General features: G+C 39.8%; 19 protein-coding genes and 2 riboswitches (2 of these 21 cut by a window edge). Of the genes, 2 read left to right on the top strand and 17 right to left on the bottom strand.

The window, feature by feature from the left end:
• Nucleotides 1-71, bottom strand: a riboswitch (cobalamin riboswitch); it reaches 79 nt to the left of the window's first position.
• A 109-nt stretch (nt 72-180) separates the two neighbouring features.
• The 15 genes from AMS59_RS22590 to AMS59_RS22660 form a co-directional block, all read right to left on the bottom strand.
• Nucleotides 181-486, bottom strand: coding sequence for a hypothetical protein (locus AMS59_RS22590; protein ID WP_053485952.1), 306 nt, complete (start codon nt 484-486; stop codon nt 181-183).
• A 364-nt stretch (nt 487-850) separates the two neighbouring features.
• On the bottom strand, nt 851-1,432 hold the full coding sequence (locus AMS59_RS22595; protein ID WP_053485953.1) for a tetratricopeptide repeat protein: 582 nt from the start codon (nt 1,430-1,432) through the stop codon (nt 851-853).
• Nucleotides 1,433-1,630: 198 nt separating this feature from the next.
• Entirely contained in the window at nt 1,631-2,356 is a 726-nt protein-coding gene (locus AMS59_RS22600; RefSeq protein WP_369814354.1) for a recombinase family protein, read from the bottom strand.
• 615 nt (nt 2,357-2,971) lie between these two features.
• Nucleotides 2,972-3,313, bottom strand: a complete 342-nt coding sequence (locus AMS59_RS22605; RefSeq protein ID WP_053485954.1) for a hypothetical protein — start codon at nt 3,311-3,313, stop codon at nt 2,972-2,974.
• Between the two features lie 422 nt (nt 3,314-3,735).
• Nucleotides 3,736-6,021, bottom strand: coding sequence for a hypothetical protein (locus AMS59_RS22610; protein ID WP_053485955.1), 2,286 nt, complete (start codon nt 6,019-6,021; stop codon nt 3,736-3,738).
• A gap of 3 nt (nt 6,022-6,024) precedes the next feature.
• Nucleotides 6,025-6,312, bottom strand: a complete 288-nt coding sequence (locus AMS59_RS22615; protein WP_156304754.1) for a hypothetical protein — start codon at nt 6,310-6,312, stop codon at nt 6,025-6,027.
• Nucleotides 6,313-6,390: 78 nt separating this feature from the next.
• On the bottom strand, nt 6,391-7,485 hold the full coding sequence (locus tag AMS59_RS22620; RefSeq protein ID WP_053485957.1) for a DUF5309 family protein: 1,095 nt from the start codon (nt 7,483-7,485) through the stop codon (nt 6,391-6,393).
• Nucleotides 7,485-7,949, bottom strand: coding sequence for a hypothetical protein (locus AMS59_RS22625; RefSeq protein ID WP_053485958.1), 465 nt, complete (start codon nt 7,947-7,949; stop codon nt 7,485-7,487). Before AMS59_RS22625 ends, AMS59_RS22620 begins: the two co-directional genes overlap by 1 nt.
• 381 nt (nt 7,950-8,330) lie before the next feature.
• Entirely contained in the window at nt 8,331-8,777 is a 447-nt protein-coding gene (locus AMS59_RS22635; RefSeq protein ID WP_156304755.1) for an HNH endonuclease signature motif containing protein, read from the bottom strand.
• 98 nt (nt 8,778-8,875) lie between these two features.
• Complete coding sequence (locus tag AMS59_RS26765) at nt 8,876-9,007, bottom strand: hypothetical protein (RefSeq protein ID WP_255350027.1); 132 nt, start codon at nt 9,005-9,007, stop codon at nt 8,876-8,878.
• A 28-nt stretch (nt 9,008-9,035) separates the two neighbouring features.
• The gene (locus tag AMS59_RS22640; RefSeq protein ID WP_053485961.1) at nt 9,036-9,347 is read right to left on the bottom strand and encodes a hypothetical protein; all 312 of its coding nucleotides are present in this window, start codon (nt 9,345-9,347) and stop codon (nt 9,036-9,038) included.
• Between the two features lie 22 nt (nt 9,348-9,369).
• Nucleotides 9,370-10,305 carry a hypothetical protein gene (locus AMS59_RS22645; protein WP_053485962.1) on the bottom strand — a complete coding sequence of 312 codons (936 nt, stop codon included), beginning with the start codon at nt 10,303-10,305 and terminating at the stop codon, nt 9,370-9,372.
• A 21-nt stretch (nt 10,306-10,326) separates the two neighbouring features.
• Entirely contained in the window at nt 10,327-10,563 is a 237-nt protein-coding gene (locus AMS59_RS22650) for a helix-turn-helix transcriptional regulator (protein WP_053485963.1), read from the bottom strand.
• Nucleotides 10,564-11,696: 1,133 nt separating this feature from the next.
• Entirely contained in the window at nt 11,697-11,924 is a 228-nt protein-coding gene (locus tag AMS59_RS22655; protein ID WP_053485964.1) for a hypothetical protein, read from the bottom strand.
• Complete coding sequence (locus AMS59_RS22660) at nt 11,921-12,394, bottom strand: hypothetical protein (protein ID WP_053485965.1); 474 nt, start codon at nt 12,392-12,394, stop codon at nt 11,921-11,923. Before AMS59_RS22660 ends, AMS59_RS22655 begins: the two co-directional genes overlap by 4 nt.
• A 114-nt stretch (nt 12,395-12,508) precedes the next feature.
• Here AMS59_RS22660 and AMS59_RS22665 point away from each other — a divergent pair, with 114 nt between their 5' ends.
• A complete protein-coding gene (locus tag AMS59_RS22665) occupies nt 12,509-12,745 on the top strand; it encodes a helix-turn-helix transcriptional regulator (RefSeq protein ID WP_053485966.1) in 237 nt (78 codons plus the stop codon).
• A gap of 9 nt (nt 12,746-12,754) precedes the next feature.
• On the opposite strand, the gene AMS59_RS22670 is transcribed toward AMS59_RS22665, so the two are convergent.
• Nucleotides 12,755-13,456: a DUF4145 domain-containing protein gene (locus tag AMS59_RS22670; RefSeq protein WP_053485967.1), complete on the bottom strand. Its 702-nt coding sequence runs from the start codon at nt 13,454-13,456 to the stop codon at nt 12,755-12,757.
• A 155-nt stretch (nt 13,457-13,611) separates the two neighbouring features.
• Between AMS59_RS22670 and AMS59_RS22675 the strand changes: the two genes are divergently transcribed.
• Nucleotides 13,612-13,851, top strand: coding sequence for a hypothetical protein (locus AMS59_RS22675; RefSeq protein ID WP_053485968.1), 240 nt, complete (start codon nt 13,612-13,614; stop codon nt 13,849-13,851).
• A 647-nt stretch (nt 13,852-14,498) separates the two neighbouring features.
• Here AMS59_RS22675 and AMS59_RS22680 read toward each other — a convergent pair.
• Nucleotides 14,499-15,413 carry a tyrosine-type recombinase/integrase gene (locus AMS59_RS22680; protein WP_053485969.1) on the bottom strand — a complete coding sequence of 305 codons (915 nt, stop codon included), beginning with the start codon at nt 15,411-15,413 and terminating at the stop codon, nt 14,499-14,501.
• A gap of 176 nt (nt 15,414-15,589) precedes the next feature.
• A riboswitch (cobalamin riboswitch) is annotated at nt 15,590-15,650 on the bottom strand; it runs 80 nt beyond the window's last position.

Below are 15,650 nucleotides of genomic sequence, written 5' to 3' on the forward strand. Positions count from 1 at the left end.
GTGTCGGATTTGCACCGACTTCCCTTTTAAGTAAATTGCACGCAATTTACACCTATTACTCCACGCTATTCAGTTGTTATAGGAATCGAGTGTACTCCACATTCCTTATAGATTATTAAAATCAATTGTAAAGGAGTGTATTTCTAAAGTCAAATATCATAATATTTTCCAAACTACTAATCATCGTTTCTTAATTTTATCTAACAAACTCTGAAATTCTGACAGCACTTCTTCACATTTACTTTGATCGTAATATACTTCCGCAGCTTCATCGCGGGCCATCTCTTTCGAAATCCCCTCGGATTTTCTACGCAGCATATACTGAATAACCTCGATTTCTTTACCGCTATACTTTCTGGTCTTTTCCAACGAATCAGCAAAATTGGCGTCTACTTCACACATTAGATCTGCGTAACTAGTTAATGTTTTGTCCGTAATATTTAGCTTCTCTAATACGTCCTTAACTGAGTGTTTTCTTTTTAACATCCGTATCACCTCCATCTATTATTCGGAGTATATACTGAAAGAAACCGCATGAAAATAGGCTTTGGCGACTGATTAACGGCTTTTAAAAAAGGTATTTACGGCACTTTTATTTTAGGTTATTATTTATGTAACATTTGAAAAAACGAGTTACGAGCGTAGGGGATTCCTGCGCTTATTTTTTTGACGCAAAACTGACGCAAGTTAAATCGAAATAACCATATTCCGCATATTGTAATAAACGACATATTTATCCTAATAATAAGCATCATGCAGAAGATTCAAGACGGCCAACTATCCGAATCAACGATTCTCAATGCGTCTGACAGCGCAAAAAAAGAACGATCAAGCCGAAGCTCAATCGTTTTTATTTCATTTTACTTGCTTTACGTTTTAATTTCTCGATGCGACCTTCGTAGCCGCCTTTCGTACCGTCATGTTGGCCAATTGATAATGCCCGTTCCGAAATATTTATTGCGTCTTGTATTCGCCCCTGTTTTTCATACATAATCGCCAGCCTACTAAACGCAGCTACTCTCGCATCTTTAAATGTGGTTAAGTCCAATTCGTTAATAACATCAAGACAATATAGCTCACATTCGTCGAAATCTTCAACTTTGTATGCCATTTCTGCGAGTTTTGTTCGCGGAAAGTGCTTGTCCACCGAATTTGTAGCACGTCTGATTGCTTCAAGTAGCACGCGTTTACGAAGATTAGATGTCAAGCCTTCAGACATAGCGTCTAAAAACTGAGCTACGTTTCCGATATAAGTACGATTTCCTTTATCGAGGTCATCCCGCACATACGGTTTGCCTGACGTTAATTGATACGGATGTCCTAACGAATCTTTAATTTCCTCTATTTCCGACTCAGATAACGTATTATAAAAATTCTCTAACGCTAAATGACGAATAATTCCACCTGGCTTCCTTTTAAAAATGGATAACATTTACATACACCCCCTACCTATTTATTCTACTTATTAATTATTTTCCCTTTTATAACCCCCAAATGAAAAAAAGTTGTATGTAAGGTCAGAACGCCAGATGACGCCTGCCAGAATCGAGGCCTTTGGGGGTCACGCACTTTCAACGCAAAAAAAAGAACGACCAACAAACGAGGTTTAATTCGTTCATTGATCGTTTTGTTATCGTTTTATTCCTTCACGTTCAAGCAATCGATAAATTGTTCCTGTTCCAACTTTGTAAGTCTTGCGAATATCAGCGATTGAAACACCGTCTTGATAATCCTTAATGATTGCGTTACGTCTGACTTCTTCTTTTCCACCTTCGACTAACTTCGTTTTACGTCCTTTAAACTTCCCTTTAGCTTTAGCGATTTCAATTCCTTCACGTTGACGACGTTTATTCTTCTTACGCTCCTGCTCCGCAACATACGCTAACATTGATAGGAATTGATCCTCTAATAGCTTACCGATGTCACCCATAGACTTAAACCGTCTACTATCGAATAGCTCTGCATTAGACGTTATAACGATATCCGCGCCTACCTTCCGCGTGATATACTTCCACTCGTCAATCACGTCGTCATACGAGCGCCCTAGTCGATCCAAGTCGTCCATATAGATTAAGTCGCCACTTTGTATAATGCTGCGCAACTCTTGATATTGCGGACGGTTCGTATCCTTCCCCGACGCTTTATCGACGTATACATTCTTACGCTCAACGCCTAGCTCCTTCATTGTCGCAAGCTGACGAGCCTCGTTCTGCTCAACTGTTGATACACGTACATAACCGTAAGTTGTCATCGTATTACCGCCTTTACTCGTTATTGTTACCATTATCGTACCAACAATTACGGTAACAGTCAAACGGTAATTTAAGAATAGCGCTATAGCAACGTTTGTAAGCATTCATTTTCGTTACCACATAAGTGTACTCTATCGGTAATGAACCCCATCGAGTTTCAGACCACCTCGTCCAATCCGACTGCCTGCCCGGTGTATCTGCGTTAACATTACGTTATCTCACTTTACATAAATCGTAATCATTACGACTTCCTTCTATTATATGTACCGCTGAATCCTTCGTATTATGTAAAGTAATGTAAAGCGTTTCAGGTACGCGTCCATTCGGAGCCTCTACCCGTCAATTATGCGTCAGAACTAAACTCTACTAAAGTTGCATTTTTGACTTCCTTCTATATAATGTCGTCAATTTCGGAAGGTTTAGTTAATGACGGATTATGCCGATTGTCAAACGGTGATGAACGTCGAGAATCAAAGTGTTTTAAGGGCGCGTGCATTTCCGTCATCTGCCCGATTAAATCGCTCATATACTCCGATATACTAGCGTCGAAATTGCGTTAATATCGGACATATTCGGAAATATGAATTTGGAGTTTCTTCTATATAAGGCGTCAATTTTGCGTTATGTCCGATTGTGATTATTGAAATCGGAGTTATTGCGTAATTAGGCACAAAAAAAAGACGGCAAGCCCGCTGTAAAAGCCGATGCCTGCCGTTTGTTTATTCATCCGATAACGATAATACATATAGTTGTTGCTGATGTTCCGGCTCGAATACTAATACCCTAGCGCCTTCAACTAACTTTTGTGGGTATTCAATCGTAGCTGGCTGGCCGTTTATCTTAACCGTCTCTGTGTGAGGAAATAGTTGCGGATTGCACACGATAAACGAATCCGGTATATCGACTGTGTCACCATCCAGGAGGATACTAAAGTTCGGATACTCACCTGTTACGGTTGCAGCCTTTAAAGTGCCGCCAGAGTTATACCCTACAGCTCGAATTAATCCGACAATGCGTGAAGGACCACTGCCTTCCCTCGGAATCTCAGGTTTAAATACCATAAGCAGACGCCTCTTTTTCAATTAATTTTGCTAGCTCAAATGCGACTCTTTGTATGTCCGCATCTTCGCGGATAGTTGCACCGTTCATTGAAATATTAATATCTCCGAAACCTCCACCTTTGCCTTCCGAATATTCCTTGTTTTCTCGCGCAGTTAAAACGCGTTCTCCTTTGTGTAATCGTGCCGAATACAGTTTGTTATCGTAAAGGCTTTTTATCCTCTACTTCTTACGGTTTCCCGCAAGCTCGGCGTACATTTTCACCTAAACGGTGTCGGGCACTCTTGGAAGGATTATTGCTCTCATAACGCTCACCTTCTACGCTCTACGGTGGCGAGTGATGTTCTCGCTTACCTCGGTGTTAACATAGCTTAAGCCTTAGTCTCCACCGATTTTGCCCGATTTTCATTGACGAATTTCTCCGTCAAGCGGCTATACAATAACCGTCATATGGCACGGAATCTAGTCCGCTGTAGTGCGATTTCTTACCGCCTTTACCACCGTCAGCACCGATTAAACCTCCTACGAAGTTTACGCCCGCGCTAATTCCGTTTGTAATCCAGTCCGGTAATTTAGCTTTGCCGATAAATCCGATAAAGTCCTTTACATGTCCATAAGCCGTACTCACCCATCCGCTGAGTGTTTCGAACCAGCCTTGTACGGTTGATAGAACTCCGGAAAATTCATCGAAAGCATTTTTAACGCCCGTTAGGATGAAGTCGACTAGTGGTGCTAATACGTTATCCCACATCCATTTCATTACGGTAGATAAAGCCTCGAATCCTATAGCAAGTAAAGAGAGAATCGGCTGAGCAATCGCCCACATAGTCGAGAACAACTGAACCAGGAACGAAATCGCCGGAGAAATAACGTTGTTAAATACGATCATCGCAACATCGCCGAGAATCTGCAGCATATTCCAGAAACCACTAAGATACGGCTCTATAATGGACCATGCGTTCGTCCATACGTTGACAATCGTATCCCATGCTGTGGAAATGATTTCTTTAAAACGGTCAAATGTCGGTGCTAGTTGAGTTATTTTTTCGGAAATATACGCTTTTACTTCCCCGAATATAGATTTAACGTTAGTTATAAACTCGGATACTTTCGATACAATTCCGTTTATTTGGCCGTCTATCTTTGCTGCCGTTTCTGGAGAGAACCCTAGCGCAGTTAGTAGGTCTACGGTGCCACCGCCAGTAACCAACGTTCCTACGCCAGAAAATACGCCTTTTACCGTATCGAACGCTGATTTTAGGCTGTACCCGAATTTGCGAATAAACGCGATTTGCTCATCGGAGAATCCTGTACTTTTTAGCACGTCTAAAGACGCTTTGTGTTCTCCTCCGAAAATACTAGCGGTACTTTTAAAGACGGCTTTAACCTTGTCGTACGCATCTTTCAGTGAGTATCCGAACGTCATAATAGCTCTTATTTGCCCTTCACTAAAACCGGCTTCTTCGAGTAGATTTCGGGCTGTTCCGTATCCCTTGAGTCCGTTTTTAAATATTTCCGATACGGATTTGAACGCGCTGCCAATACTATTTATGGTGTTTCTGAGCGGTTCACTATTATCGTAAAGAGCTTTGAATCCTATTACTACTGCGGATATGCCAGCGGCGATTAATGAGATGGGATTTGCTAACATAGATATCGCTGCTAAGCCAATTAGTGCCCCAGCAAAAGTAGCGACTGCGCCTGCAGCATACATTATTGGCTCACGCCACTTCCATACGAATTTAGCGAATGCGATAGCTTTATCGACTAGACTAGCGAGTTTCTCATCTAATTTGACAGCTAATGAATTTAAAGCGCCCTCAGATTTGTCAAACATTTTAACAATGCCGCCTAAAGCTGCACCTAACTTAGAATTACCCATGTTTCCGATTTGCCGCATGAATTTACCGACGCGTTCTCCGATTTGCGCCCAATATCCGAGAGTCGTTTCACCCATTGCGTTTACCGTTTTCTGCGTGATTCCCATGCCGTCTAGCATTTTATTAATCTCTGCAATTTGTTGTGGGATAGCCATCTTCTTAATATCATTAAGTTTTTGCCTATCAAGCCCAAATCGCTCTACCATCGATTGTGCATCTCCCTGCCAAAGCTCCTTCAAACTAAAAGCTGCTCCGTCTGTACCTTGTTTAGGATCAAGTACCATAAGACGCTCGATGATCGACCATGCTTTCCCTAGCTCGTCAACGTCCTTGGTCATAGCTACTAACGACTTTGATGATGCTAGCATGTCGGTAGAGTTAAGCAATGGACTATCAATCGCCATTTTATCGACCATTTTTAAATATGCACTGGACTTTTTGTCATCATTAAAAATCGCTTTAACTGCAACTTCTGACTGTTGATATCGTGCCGCAGCGCCAATCGTCGCGTCGAACGCTTTGGCTGCGCCTTGAGCACCTAAATATGCCCCGGCTATTCCTACCAAACTGCTCTGCATTCCGCGGAGAGATGCACTGAGGCCGTTTGAATTTACATGCAATCGACTAACTTGTGTTGAAAATCCACCCATGCGGTTTGACGCGGAAGATACTGCGCCTCCAAGCTTATTGGTTGCAGATTGCGCTCTTGACATACTATCGCTAGTCACTTTGCTAGTTCGGTTCATTTTATCCATCATCTGCGTTAGTTGCCTTAATTTTGCCGTACCCTGGTCACGAACCTTGAATACAGCTGTTAGGTTCATAGCCATACGTTAGCACCTCGCTTCTAGCGCTGCATTAATGCGTTCACATACAGCCTTAAACTCCGCTAATACGTCTTGACCTTTTGCTTGCTTAGTCGCTAATACTAAACCGTTTAAAAACAGTTCCGCCTCAAATCTAAAACTTTTATCGTATCTGACCATGTACAATAATTGCGGTTTTAATTCCTCTGCTCGAGAGGCAACATCTGCACTAACCTTAAAGTTATTGCGTTCAAAGTCGTTAATTACGCTGCCTGCTCGTAAAAATAATCGTTGTTGTGCCGTTAATTTTTTCATTTCCGCACCCATCCCTCTCGCGTTTTTAAAAGAAAAAGAGGCAAACGAAATTAATCGTAAGCCTCAAAAATGTATTTATTAAGCTAAATTCTTGATACGTCCGTGCGCTGATTCTTGCTTGAACTCTAATGTGTATTCACCAACGATAAAACCACGACGATTGTCACCAGTGACTGCAGTGTCTTGGTGATGGAAACCGCGACTACCTAACGGTTTGATTTTCGTACGGTTAATATCGATGAAGAATAATTCCGTCGGTTTTACGTTATCATTCATAATCACCGGGAACTGACCGAACTCCGTAACGATATGATCCACGACTTGACCTCGGCTCGTTTCAGCTTGAACGATTCGGATTTTATCACTTTGAAGGTCGCTGATTGCACGTTTTTGATTAGTCGAAACAATAAACGCATATTGACCACCGCTCGCTAGACCGCCTTTTTCAAACACTGATTGCACCAAGTCTCCTAACATTTTAACTGTCACTGATGCACCGGATGCGTCCATAACATTCGTCTTAATTAACTGACGTAAACCAGCCATATGTCGCACAATGCCGTTGTCTAGCTTGATCCCGTTGATTAGTGATTTTTCAAGCTGTAATGCTACCTCTAACTGTTTCTTCGCTTTTTCGTAGTTATAAAGGTCATCTACCCCGTACTGCCCAACCTCTTGCGCTGAACCTGTAACTTCTACTGATTCCATAAAGATTTGCGTTACGTTATTTTGTGGAGTACGTGCCTTGTATCGCGATTTAGGTGCGTCTGCTCCCTCCGGAGTCATGTCATACTGGAACTCGATTTCGGCATCTTTAACAATTGCAGTTGCAGTAGTTTCCGCATAACCACGTTCTACTGTCAGCTTTTTAGCCACCTTATCAATCGCAGTAACAAGGACTAGCTCCTCGTCAATCTGTGCAACTGAATGAAATACGAACGGCTCCACGCTTGCTACTGTTAATTCTGTCGCTGCTGCAGTTGCTGCGGCTGTCACCTTCGTTTTTGTATCAAACATTTTATCTTCGTACCACTGGTGGATTGTATTTGTTACCGGATTACTAAAACCAAGCAAATTAATTAACGGTGTTTGGTTTGGATTGAGTAAAAGTACCTCATCTACTACAGATTCTTTCTTACCTACTAAGTTTGTTGTGTTGATTGCGTTTGTCATTATTGTCGTCCCCCAAATTGTTTGAATTTATGTTTTAATCCGCTGAATGTAGCAATATCTTCTGGTGAACCCGTGCGTTTGGCTTTAGCCTTCGCTTGATCGAGTACAACCTGTTGAACCGTTTTATCTCCACTACCGCCGTTTGTAGGACTCCCTATTGTTGGCGGCTTTGGCTTCATGCCACGCAAAATGCCGAGCAGTTCGTCTAGTGCATCGCCTTCTAGCTTTGTTGCGTCCAAGAACGGTTGTAATTTATCGAAGTCTTTAACGCCCGATTGTTCGACCTTCTGCGCGAATATCTCGGCTTTTTGAGTCGCCTCTTGCTCTGCTATTTGCGCTTTTAGCGCCTCAAACTCAGCTACTTGCGCTCGTAACTCGTCAATTTCCGTTAGCTCTGTCGATTGATCGGTTACTTGTTCCTCGATTACTTCTTGTTCCGGCTGTACTGTTGTTTCATCTGTCATTTTCCTTTTCCTCCTAAGTTTTAATATGGGATACTACGGTGTGTTTATGGAACACTCACCGCCCTTCCAGTTTCGGCGGTCGTGGGTAACGATTTCCGCTGATTCTTTATTTCTAACGCGTTAAAATAAGTTGGTTGATAGTTTATACGTAGGAATCGTTCTCGAGCCGTTTTAGTACGGATTTCAATCCCCTCCGCAGTCTGACTGGAATTTTGAATTGTATTGCGTGTAATTTACCTTCGCGAGTGTGGTACGTTGCCATGACCGCATAATCCTTCCTGGCTTTGATACGCTTGATTGCGGTAGGGTATCCCGCGCCAACATATAAGGCGTAGAAATCGTCATCCAATCTCCACACCTCAAATTCTCTATTCATTTTCGTCATACTGCAGCCTGCTTCTGCTTGTCCATAAGACGTCTATACCACGCATTGCACTCTTCTCGTTGGAACTCATATAACTCGTCATATAGCCCCCCATAATCACGATTACCTCGCGCCGCCAGTAGTTTGACGAGTGGTGCAACATCGTAAGGATTATATTTTGTCTCGATAAATTCGAGGAAACTACGATCATTTTTCATTCGATTCAAACTGATATCGACGACAATAATGTTGCTTATCGTGTTCGCACCGCCCGCTGACATCGGTATGACATGCTCGAGAGATAAATCGTTGCTAAATCTACCTGTATACGCACATCGTCCGCCAGCTAATTTAAACAAGTACATAACATCGTCGTAAGTTAAATCGTTTGCGACTCCGAATTGCTCAGCTTTTCTGTTCGCGTGTCGGAAAGCACCGCGCGCTCTATTTTCAAGCGATGCCATACGATATCGAGCGTCCTTCCGTTCGCATTCAATGCAGTGTGGTCGCTTCATGCTGTAAAAATGTTTGGTTTTAGTACCGCATTTTGTGCAAACCTTCATTAGCAAGCACCGCCTTTACTTTGAGCGACAATTACATCTAATTTTCCCTCTAAGCGTGCTAATGAAAGACTGATAGCGTATAGCATCTCCATTGTTTTAGCATCTGTTTGTTGTTCTGTTTTCTTTGTCATAGTCATCGTCCTTTTCATCTTTTAATTTTTATTGCATATACTCAACGCTAACGGTCAGACCGTTTCGCGCGATTATCTTGTTTAACTCCATTAATAAGCGAGCATTAGGATTTTGATGTTCGTAGTTGTACTCCCTAGCCAGTGGCTCACTTGTTGTAATCACTGCGATTTCTGTTTTTTTGTAGTGTTGCAAGACCTTACGCAGCGAAACAAATGCAGGGAATACGAGGTTTCCGTTATGATAAACCTCACGGAATATACTTTCGTCAGGCAACTCAATGACGACTTCTACTGTCGCCGGCCCTGTTTCTGTTACTTTTTGTTTAATGGTTAGTGTCATGATCATTCTCCTTTTCCTTTGTTTAATTGAACTGCACCATAATCGCAGCTAATTGCTCGCCAGTACCCGCAAAAATTGTTCGAGGATTGACTGTAATACGTTTCTCTCGTCTGTCTCGCGGATTTTCGTAGAAGTTAAATACTACTTGTCCATCTATCTGAACACGGTTCAATGCGGTTTTTAACTTACCTGCGTTTGCATATCCCAATAGAACCGCAAGTTTCTCTAATCCCATCGGGCGTAGGCGATCCAGGTCCGTTTCGTCAGGATTGAAACAGATTGTATTTGTTTCGAAATTTAAAAAAGGCATAACTGAGTAGACTAGCGCAAGCTGTCCAACCGTTTTGCCGTTTGTTTTCTCATATAAGTCACGTATCGTTTTCTTGAATAAGCGCGTGTGTTGCATATCTGATACTGCGTGGCTGATTGTCTTTACATTTCCTCGATAAAACACCGTTGGATTCATAAAGATACAGTCATCTCGTTCTGTTAAAATCTCCGCCTCTACATAGCGTTTGAATAGCTCGCGTGAGCGTTTTGTACTTAATCCCATCAACTTTTCAAAGCCGTCACGGTCAATCACTCGACCATTATCGTACTGTATGCGACCTGTGTTCCATGCGATATAAGTACCAAGGTACATTAGTCGTGCAATATCGGAATTGTTGAGTGTTGGGAATCGTTCGCTGATCATACGCGACTGTTTAAAGAAGGTGAATACGAAGCCTCCGTTTTCTACCTCATGCTCGTCCAAGATACGTTTAGATTCGATTACTTTATATTGACCTGCTGTGCGGCGAGGCACTAAATCGTGAACATACTTATCTCCTAAGTATTCGCCAGTTTCCGTAGAGTAAGGCTTTCCGCCAACTACCACGTAATCTAGCTTTTGCGCTACTGCCTTTTGTCTTGTTCCATCGTCTAAACCTCTGTAAACTTCTGCTCCGTAAATTGTCATAGTCATCATCCTTTTCATCTGTTATTTTTGTAATACGTCGACAAGCGATTGAATTTCTGTGGTTGCTGCCATAACCTTGCGACTTGCTTCGAGCAATGCGGAACCGGCTCTACTTGCTACTGCGTCAGAAAGGCGACGTTCTTCACGTTCGATTGCGCCTAGTGTTGACGACGATATTCCGAGTTTTCTCGATAATTCTCCTTGCGTAATTCCTAGTGCCTCACGGTACTGCTTGATTTGATGTGCGTTTAATTTCACGGTAAGACGCTCCTTTCTGACTTCGTAGTATTTTTAACACCACAATTAAGCCAATTAAAAAAAGCCGACCTAGTGGACGACTAAATATACTTCCTCGATATATAAGATACAAACTGCTATAAAGTACAAGTTAATGCTGTAAACTTCTCTCCATAATATAAGATGACTAAACGGCAAAAATATACGATAAGCTAATCAGTTGTAAAAAGTATCTTCCCTTGTATAGGTGTCTAAAACGCTAAATAGCAGGTTAAAACATGAAACTTTTTATTTCCTCACTATATAGGACAGACAATTCGGCAATTATATGGGTTAAGGATAAAATTTTTTACTTCCTCATAAGGTATAGCCATGAAACGGTTAAAAACATGCCATATCTACATAAAATAAAATCGTAAATGCGTATCCATTCCTAACCTTATAGCCAGCTAAACGCTAAAAATATGGCATCAACTCTTAATTATTTAAGAAAGTTTGTTCTCCTCCCAAAAATACCATCCCTTTATGTCCCGAATATCCGGAATTACCATCCCTTTACGTCTACCTTACATTTTAACAAAACGCACAATATATAGTTGTTTTTGTATTGAATACACTCGTTTTTACACATATATTGTGTTTCTAAACAAATTTGCAGAAGTCTTATCTATCTTATCTTACCGTCCGTACACGAAAAGAGTTACGATGAATATGTATTGATATGCCGATATTGTACGTTAATACCGAAGGTGTCCGAGAAGTTGTACCAACTTCCTTAAACACTTTGCGTCCTCATTTTGCAAAGAACGCAAAATAAGTCCGCATCTATCTATTACAATGATATTATTGCAATCGCTAGATATCATCAATAATGTAATATCAGACATGGAGCGCTAGCGACATAGAGGATTTATGCGATAGCATAAAGACTCGTAATATCTTTTATCTCCTTAAACGTTAGTTCTCGTTAGATATAGTTCTAATAGAAAAACGGCTACTCTGCAAAGTAACCGTCCTCAATCGCAGTTGGCGCTACGATTCTGCTACTAGATACTTGTTGGCGCAAGCTCTAGCGGATATTTGCCGGTCCTGTTGGCGCAGAATCAGCGTTATATATGACTCTACTAGTTGGCGCTAGTTGAGCGTTTAACTTTTCATATATTAATCGTTACACATATAAACAAAGCTATTGCGATAGAAAACGTTGTTGTACCGTAGTACCATACTCTGAGTTCACCGTCCTCGCCTTCTTCACCGAAAAAATATGCGTCTATCTGCTTAGCTGCATTGGCGGCTGCTTTCGTTAGTAACTTAATGTAAGCCTTCTTATATTCTCGCTCAAACGACTGCGCTGACGCTTTGCGCGCAACTCCTTGTTTCATGCCGGAATACCCCCAATCACTAACTCCTGACCATCAACTATCAAGGCGCGATAGAAGTCTGAACAAACTACATGCATATGATCGAAAATCGGAATTGTTTTAAGTGCTGTATTTGATAAACGCATTACAATCGTTCGCCAAGCACCTTTCTCTGTGGAAACTGCCTCGTAATTATTTAAGTAATCACTACTATCTGCGATAACAACTTCCGTAGCTTGGTCGGCTACTTTTTTCGTATACTCTGCTATTAAACGTTTGCACTTACGAATAGTGTCGTCAATCATTTCCTGTACGTATAACGGAACTGGTGTCGTAGGAACTGTATAATCCCACCTACAGTTACGTCGCTTCACAAACACCTGATAAGACGTTGAGAATACGCCTTCTTTTTCAAACGATACAATTTGATACTCCACTGACCAAACTTCATTGTCTGTTAACCATTTGCCTTCGTCTAACGTCGTAAACATTCCACATTCCGCCTTCCATAGTGTTTTTTTGGTACGCTTTTAAGTACCACTTCTGTTATCATTATATGGTACGCTATTGCGTAACGTCAAGTGTAATTTTAGGAGGAATTTTAAATGGCTAAGCAAGTTGTTGTAAAAATTGATTACTTAATTAAAGAGTACAAGGTCGGATCATTAAGAAAGCTAGCGGAGAAATGCGATATACGACACGCAGCACTAAGCGAATTGAATAATGGTAAGAGAAGAAACATCAATTTCGGACATATTGAGAGAATTGCAGAGACTTTGGGGATTGATGATATTACGGAGATTATCGATTTTATAGAAGTAGACGAAGAAAAAGACGCCTAGCCATTATGGTTAAGCGTCTTTATTTTGAGGATTCATTTCAGTTGTATATTTTTCATATGAAAGTTCCATCTTAATTTTATAAAGAAGTATTTCAATTAAACTCCTCATATCACTAATATCTTTATTTTTCCACTTTCTTTGATAATGTGTTTCATCATTTCCTAACCAAAAAATCTTTTCTGCTACTAATTTTATAGGATTATCGTTGAAATATGTATTTATCAGATTCATTATTTTAACCGAAGATTTTATTTTTTCCTCATCGAAGTTTTCATCCTGTCTATTTGAATAAATAATATAATCTTTAATCAAAAATTCTATTGCTTTTCTATATCCACAGCCACAAATTTTTAACAATTTAGCATTTTCAGCAGTGATAGACTCATTATAAATCTCAATAAAGCTACTTGATACCTTTTCAATGTCTTTATCAATGTAATTACTCATGTTATTAGGATATTTAATAGCTTCCACAGCATAATATTTTCCATCAAAATCGGTATCTAACCATGCATCTACCATATAATATCTTCCACAATTAAATCTACTACATTTTAAAATATATGTTTCCAGTGATTGATGATTTGTTTCATCGTAAAAATTATCACTATCTATTAAAGTAGGAGCAACATAACTTTCACAATGTGGGCAATGTTCTATTATATCTAGTCCCTTCACTTTAAACATTAAATCAATTATTTGTTGATCCAAACTATAACACCTCTTAATTAATATTTATAATATAGTATTCAACAAATAATTGATAATCCCTGTTGTCTCTGTAAGATAAATTTAAATTTCCATTCAGTTGTTTGTTTTTTGTAATTTGGTATAATTATTCCACAAAAAGAAATGAGGTGATTATTTTGCAAAAAGACAAACCATCATTACAAGAATACTATCAATCTGAAATACGTGATATTAAGGATATTCTTGATAATTTACAAAACGGAAGAATTTACCTACCTGGTGTTTATACTAACGCACAAAGTGACGGATCATTAGAAACTAATATTATTAATTTACGTAACAAATTAAATGAGTTATTTTCTAAAATCGAAAATGATAAACCATCAGATTTAGATAAATTAAGTGATATTTTTTAATAATAATAGCTTGACAACCGCACCCATTTTCAGCAGAATAGCTGCTCGCTCCGGGAAATCGGCGCAAAGTGGTTACCTATTATCGCTAGACACGTAGAAATACGCGAATAGCAACAATAAGTAACAACCGCATATTTCAGCGTCATAGTGACGTCCTGGGTTTCTCGTATGCTCCTGTTAGATTGGGATATTTCTATCCGTATGTACTCGTCTATTTATCGTCCTAGACGTGCGGTAGTCCTTAATTGAGCGTATTTGTACGCTGATTGTCCGCTTGTACATGCTTACCCTAGCCGTAACTAGCCGATAAACCATGCCGCGCCCTTAATGGTGGCGCTCACCAATTCGTCGCAACCGTAACAGGAAACGGCTTGACCTGCGATATATCCGAATTTACTGCGTTGGCTCGGCGTAACCTGACGTGTTTTTTAATGACGCTTAAACGGCTTCTCGTCAGTGAGCGTTCCTAAAAAAGACAATAGGAAAGCAAGCCTTTGCATTTTACGATTTTTCGAGGTAAAATGAAGGCATATCATCGCTCATATTCAGTTATGAGTGAAACACTTATGCTGGCGGGCATATTAGTGTTAAATCGGAATAAGAATAAGAAAGCTCTAGCGTTGTTTGCGCTAGGCTTTTTCTTTTATCTATAAGTCAAAATCATTTAATGGATTGTATTTCTCATTCTGTTCGTGTAGTGCCGATCCCCATAGCGCAAGGTACTTTTCTGTCATACTGAGATTTTTGTGTCTTAAAATTTTTTGAAGCGTGAAAACGTCTCCGCCCGACATCAAAAATCGGTGACTAAAAGTATGCCTAAATGTATGTGCTGAAAGTCGAACATCAGTAAAGTTCATGACTTCTTGTAACTTTTTAAACATGTTTTTAATTGAATCATAGGTCATTTGTGTATTGGTATACTTTACAAACACAAAATTTGATAACGTACCAAAGTGCCGTTCGCAAAACAACTTATATTCCAATAATTCTTGTAATACCTTTGATGTTAGCGGTACAGTTTCTTGTCTACGGTTTTTACCATAGATAGTCATTAAGTAGTTTTCTGCATCAATATCAGACCACTGCAAATTTAACAACTCTCCTATGCGTATACCAGTACCAAGTAACGTAGTAATAATGCAACTATTCCTGAACGCTATTAGTTGCTTGTCCTTCCCTTTTGTTCTCCTGTAATATGCCAACATTTTTCTTATATGAGCATCAGTAAATACTTCAATTTGAGTATCTTCCTTCATCTTGCTTATTTTGATAATTGGATTTTTCAACAAAAACTCATTATCTTGTAAATGATTAAAAAAGGCTCTCAAGTGTTTCAACTTTGTATTTATAGTAGGCGCTGAGTTTCCACGTTCATTTTTACAATAAAGTAAGTAACTTTTGATAATAGAAGGTGTAATATCATCTACGTCAACTATCTCTTTTTCATATAACCATCTTTTAAATTCTCTAAAGAAAGCCTTATAACTTTGCAATGTATATTTACTTAGATTTTGCAATTCCTTTTCGTCTAAAAAATCCTGTATAGCAAATTTCAATAACACAAAAAAGACACCCCCATTTAGATTCATTAATCTAAAGAAAGTGTCTTCGTTAATTAGAAAGGTGGCTGTATGACCCCACTATCCTAAATTACATTATGTATACTCGAAAATATTGACATGACAGCGTTTGTAGCGCATCACCGCCCCCTATTAAAATTTCATTCCTCGTAGGGTTATGGTGTGTACTCATAATAGGCAGGTATCCTGACTTATGATCATCGCTACTTTTCTCCTTCC

The sequence above is a fragment of the Lysinibacillus sp. FJAT-14745 genome, assembly GCF_001275675.1.
In the GTDB taxonomy this organism is placed as follows: domain Bacteria; phylum Bacillota; class Bacilli; order Bacillales_A; family Planococcaceae; genus Lysinibacillus.